At 77.0% G+C, this 2,113-nt stretch carries 2 protein-coding genes and 1 pseudogene; all 3 read left to right on the plus strand.

All coding sequences use genetic code 11. The features are described from left to right. Positions 1-445: WcbI family polysaccharide biosynthesis putative acetyltransferase (locus tag GTW08_RS16250; protein ID WP_202417243.1), on the plus strand; the 445-nt coding region annotated here is incomplete at its 5' end. 145 nt (positions 446-590) lie between these two features. After that, positions 591-1,652 carry a glycosyltransferase gene (locus GTW08_RS16255; RefSeq protein WP_073575082.1) on the plus strand — a complete coding sequence of 354 codons (1,062 nt, stop codon included), beginning with the start codon at positions 591-593 and terminating at the stop codon, positions 1,650-1,652. Further along, a pseudogene (locus GTW08_RS16260) lies at positions 1,649-2,113 on the plus strand (hypothetical protein); the annotation flags it as partial. The gene GTW08_RS16255 and the pseudogene GTW08_RS16260, both read left to right, overlap by 4 nt.

The following is a 2,113-nucleotide window of genomic DNA, read 5'->3' on the forward strand; positions in this document are numbered from 1 at the left end:
GCCGCCGCCGACGCCGGAGGCGTTGCGCGAGGTGGGCCGCCGCGGGATCGCCGAGCTCGCCCGGCGGGAGGCCCGCGACACCGACGCCGGGGTGTCCGACGCGATCGCCGGGTTCGGCGCGGCGGCCGCACACACCCTCAACCACCCCGGCAACGGGGTGCTGATGCTGCTCGCCGGGCGGATCCTCGACGCCGCCGGGATGCCGGGCGTCGTGTGTGACCCCGGACGCACCCTGCTCGGCGGGATCCGGTCCCCGCTGCGCGCCGACGTCGTCGACGCCCTCGGGCTGGACACGCCGCCGCGCCCGCACTGGTGCGTCTCCGACCGGGCGATCGGCGAGGACGAGGTCGCCGCCGCGCAACGGGCCTGGTACGCCACGCACCCCGGATGGGTGGACGCCGGGCTGGCCCGGCACGCCGACACGCTGGAGCTGCTGGGGCTGTAGCCGGGCCGGGGGCCCAAGGTCGAGTTGTGGGGGGGCCCGGGGCACCGCATGATCGGGGAACGTCCGGGTTCAGCCGCCAGCTCGCACGGTTCCGCCCCACGAGCCTCGGAGCGTGTCGACCCATGACCCCGCCCGCCTTCCACCGGTGACCGCCCGGATCGCGCTCATCGCCTCCGCCCGCTACCCGATCCGTGAACCGTTCCCGGGAGGGCTCGAGGCGCACACCGCCGGGCTCGCGTCCCGGCTGCGACGCCGCGGTCACGACGTGACCGTCTTCGGCGCGCCCGGTTCCGACCCCGGACTGCGGGTGCGGGAGATGGCGGTGCTGCCTCCCATCTCGCGTGCCGCCCGCAGCGACGTCGGCATGCCGCCGGAGTGGTTCCTCGCCGAGCACCACTCCTACCTGGAGCTGCTGCTGGCGCTCTCGCGCGAACACGGCCGCTACGACGTGGTGCACAACAACTCCCTGCACTACCTGCCGCTGGCGCTGGCCGACACGCTCGACGCCCCCGTCCTGACCACGCTGCACACGCCGCCGACGCCGTGGATGGAGTCCGCGGTGCGGCTCGGCGACCCGCAGCGGCTGCGGTTCGCCGCGGTCAGCGCGCACACCGCCCGCGCCTGGGCGCCGACCGGTGCCCGCGCGACGGTGGTCCGCAACGGGGTCGACACCGCGGCCTGGGAGTACGGGCCGGGCGGTGGGGTCCCGGTGTGGTCGGGCCGCGTCGTCCCGGAGAAGGGCCCGGTGGAGGCGATCCGGGCGGCGCGGCTGGCCGGGACCGGGCTGCGCCTGGCCGGGCCGTGCCCGGACCGGGCGTTCTTCGACTCCTGCGTCGCCCCGCTGCTCGGTGACGGCGTCGACTACCTCGGCCACCTCGACCACCGGGCGCTGGCCCGCCTGGTCGGGGACGCGACCGTCGCCGTCGTGTCGCCGTGCTGGGACGAGCCCTACGGCCTGGTCGTCGCCGAGGCGCTGGCGTGCGGCACCCCGATCGCCGGGTTCGCCCGGGGTGCGCTGCCCGAGATCGTCGATCCGCTCAGCGGGGTGCTGGCCGAGCCCGGCGACGTCGAGGCGCTGGCCGAGGCGATCCGCGCGGCATCGCTGCTCTCGCGCACCGACGCCCGCAGGCACGCCGAGGCGACCTGCTCGGCCGAGGTGATGATCGACGGTTACGAGCGGCTCTACCGGGCCCTGGCCGCGGTATGACCGGCGGCACCGGCCCGGGCGCCACGTCCGGCACGATCGTCTACTACGTGCACCACCACGGCAGCGGGCACGCCCACCGCGCCGCCGCGATCGCCGCGCACTGCCGCACCCCGGTCGTCGGGGTCGGGTCCCGGCCCGCCCCGTACGGCTGGCCAGGCGCCTGGCACGAGCTGCCCCTGGACACCGGCGGCGGCGACACCGCCGGTGGTGACACGGCCGACACCGCCGACGTGACCGCGGGCGGGACGCTGCACTGGGTACCCCGCCACCACGACGGTCTGCGCGCCCGGACCGCCGCGGTCTCGGCGCTGCTCGCCGCGGGCCCGGCCCGGCTGCTCGTCGCCGACGTGTCGGTGGAGATCGCGCTGCTGGCCCGGCTGCACGGGGTGCCGGTCGCCGTCGTCGCGCAGCCCGGGGAACGGCTGGACCGGGCGCACCGCACCGTCTACGACCTGGCGGAG

The sequence above is a fragment of the Pseudonocardia sp. SID8383 genome, from assembly GCF_009864975.1.
In the GTDB taxonomy this organism is placed as follows: domain Bacteria; phylum Actinomycetota; class Actinomycetes; order Mycobacteriales; family Pseudonocardiaceae; genus Pseudonocardia; species Pseudonocardia alni.